2 protein-coding genes are annotated in these 2,878 nt (G+C 69.2%); both read left to right on the forward strand.

Going from position 1 to position 2,878, the window contains the following annotated elements:
* On the forward strand, positions 1 to 1,643 hold a 1,643-nt coding region (locus tag HC022_RS23090), incomplete at its 5' end, for a phospholipase D-like domain-containing protein (RefSeq protein ID WP_217704092.1).
* Complete coding sequence (locus HC022_RS23095; protein ID WP_167453962.1) at positions 1,643 to 2,656, forward strand: serine protease; 1,014 nt, start codon at positions 1,643 to 1,645, stop codon at positions 2,654 to 2,656. The genes HC022_RS23090 and HC022_RS23095, both read left to right, overlap by 1 nt.
* The last annotated feature ends 222 nt before the right edge of the window (positions 2,657 to 2,878 follow it).

Below are 2,878 nucleotides of genomic sequence, written 5' to 3' on the forward strand. Positions count from 1 at the left end.
CCGCCCTGGCGCGGGGCTCGGCCGAGGCCGACAAGGTGCTCGCGGTGCGGGCGGAGTATCTCTTCGACGCGCACGGCATCACCGACGATCTGGGCGTCGTGGTGGCCGTCGCCCCCGGCGCACCGCTGAAGCCCGCGGCCTACGGGCTTGCCGAGCGCCACGCCGGCGTCAGGGTGGTGATCGAGACCGCCGACCCCGCCACCATCGCCGAGGAAATGTTCGGCTTTGGCGTCGAGCGCGAGGCCTTCCGCGGCCGCCGCGCCGCCTATGAGCGCGACCTCGGCGAGGCGCGCTTCAGCCTCGCGCCGGTGACCGACCGCATCCGCCTGCGGCTCTGCGTCAGCCCCGAGGCCGGGTGGCCAGTGCTGCGCGAGTTCCTGTCGATCCGCGACTACGAGCAGCTCACCATCGGCATGTACCACGTGACCGCCCCGCACGTGATCGCCGCGCTTCTGGATTTTGCCGGACGCAGCCGGCCGACCTCGCGCCTGACGCTGACGCTCGACCGCCAGCGCGGCGATCTGGCGGTGAACCCCGACGACACCTCCGGCGGCACCAAGGCCGACGACATCCCCGAGCGCGAGACGCTGGCCCGGCTGAGCGCGGCGCTCGGCGACCGCTTCTCCTTTGCCAAGGCCTCGCTCGGCAGCGGCGGGCTGTTCCCCACCGCTTACCACATCAAGGTCGCGGTCTGGACCGACCGCCTGCCCGGCAACCGGCGCGAGGACAAGCTGCTGTGGCTCTCCAGCGGCAACTGGCAGTCGTCGAACCAGCAGCCGCTCGAGATCCCCCCCGCCGAGGCCTCCGGCCTGCGCTTCGAGGATGTGGCCGACTACAACCGCGAATGGCACGCGGTCATAGAACACCCCGGGCTGGCCGCCACCTTCCGCGCCCATCTCGAGCAGGACCAGCTCGACAACGCCCTGGCGAGCGCCGCGGAATCCCGGCTCACCGCCCGCGGGGACAGCATCCTCGTGCCCGCCGAGGCGCTGGAGCGGCCAAGGACCCCCGGCAGCTTCCGTGCCTTCGCGCCGCTCGATCTCGACGAGGAGATGACGGTGCAGCCGCTGCTCACCCCCGACAACTACCCCGAGGTGGTGCTGTCGCTGGTCGGCGAGGCGCAGGAGAGGCTCTGGATCCAGAACCAGTCCTTCAACCTATGGAAGACGCCCGAGGACACGCCCGCGCATTTCCTCGCCCTCGCCGAGGCCATCCGCGACAGGCAACGCGCGGGCGTCGACGTGCGGATCCTGTTCCGCAACCTCTTCGGCAGCGAGCGCAGCGTGATCCGGCGGCTCAAGGCGTTCGGCATGAACACCGGCCCCGATCACCTGCGCTACTTCCCGACCAACCACACCAAGGGCATGGTGATCGACGGCCATACGGTGATGCTGGGCTCGCAGAACCTCACCGCCGCGGGCACGGGGCCGAACCGCGACGCCAGCCTCGTGATCCGCCACCCCGCCGCCAACGCCTATTTCGCCGAGCTCTTCGAGCATGACTGGACGCAATACGGCGAGAATGCCCCGCAACCCGAGAGCCGTCGCCTGCGGCCGGTGATGCGGGTCGCGGACGGGGTGCGGACCGAGGCACCGCAAGGCTACGTGGCGCTGTCGCTCGGCGCGTTTCTGGGAGAGGGTTGATGGTCGCAAAGCGCAGCACGAAGAAGCGGGTCACCGAGCTCGACAGTTTCATGGAGCAGACCAACGGCGGGGGCTCGCCCGAGAACGTCGAGGGCTTCAACTTCTTCCGCGCCGCCACCGCGGGCTTCCGGCAGGAGACGCTTTTCGGGCCCACGGTGCTGCGCGACCGGCCGGACGGAGGTTTCTTCTCCGATGCCGGGCCGTCGGCCGATGACGGCCGGGTGCCGGGGCCGATGTCCGAGAAGGTCATCGGCTACGACAACCGCGCGCGCATCGGCGAGACCGCGATGCTCCCCTGGCGCTGCATCTGCCATCTCGAGGTGCAGTATGACCGCGGCCCGGTGGGCTTCGGGACCGGCTTCATCGCGGGCGAGAACCTGCTGCTGACCGCCGCGCATGTGCTGGTGGACCGCGGCGCCTACGGCTGGCAGGAAAAGCCCCGCATCGCCCGCCGGGTGCGCATCGCGCCGGGGCGCGACGCCACGCTGGCGCCTTACGGGGCCTTTGTCGTCGACATCCCCGAGGACCCGGCCGAGCAGCTCATCCCCGAGATCTGGCACCGCGACGGGCTCGGCAAGGAAGAGGCGATGGAGGTCGAACAGGCGGCGCTGTCGCAGGACTACGCCGGCATCCGGCTCGACCGCGAGGTCCGCGGCGAATGCATCGGCAAGCGCCTCGGGCACTTCGGCTTCAAGGAGTTCGACAGCATCGACGAGAAGGACCGCGAGTTCCTCTTCGTGAACACCGCCGGCTACCCTCACAGCCCGAACAAACCCTACGGGACGCTCTGGTACAACGCCGGCCGCACCGCCGAGCAGCACCACGACGACGCCTTCATCGACTATATGGTGGACACCGAGGGCGGCCAGAGTGGCAGCCCGGTCTGGTTCTACGACAAGCGCCGCGCGCAACGCTTCGTCATCGCGATTCACACCACCGGCGACTTCGTGAATCGCGGGTTGCTGATCAAGGGCGAGATCTTCGACACCATCCGCGCCTGGCGGGCGGGGTGACGGGATTTTGTCCGCGGTGCCGGCGGGAGAGGAGCCGCGCCCGGATATGGCGCCACGTCGACAGCCAAGCTCAGGGAGATTGCGAAGGCATCGCCGGAAGCCTCTGGATTGTCATGGACAATCATGCCGGCTGTCTTGCACAAATCCTCCGAGGGATTCATCTCGTGAATCCAGCATGGTAGCTGGGCTGCATGAGCAGACCTCCCCCCCCGAGCCACAAGA

This window comes from Salipiger sp. HF18, assembly GCF_011806505.1.
Taxonomy (GTDB): domain Bacteria; phylum Pseudomonadota; class Alphaproteobacteria; order Rhodobacterales; family Rhodobacteraceae; genus Salipiger; species Salipiger thiooxidans.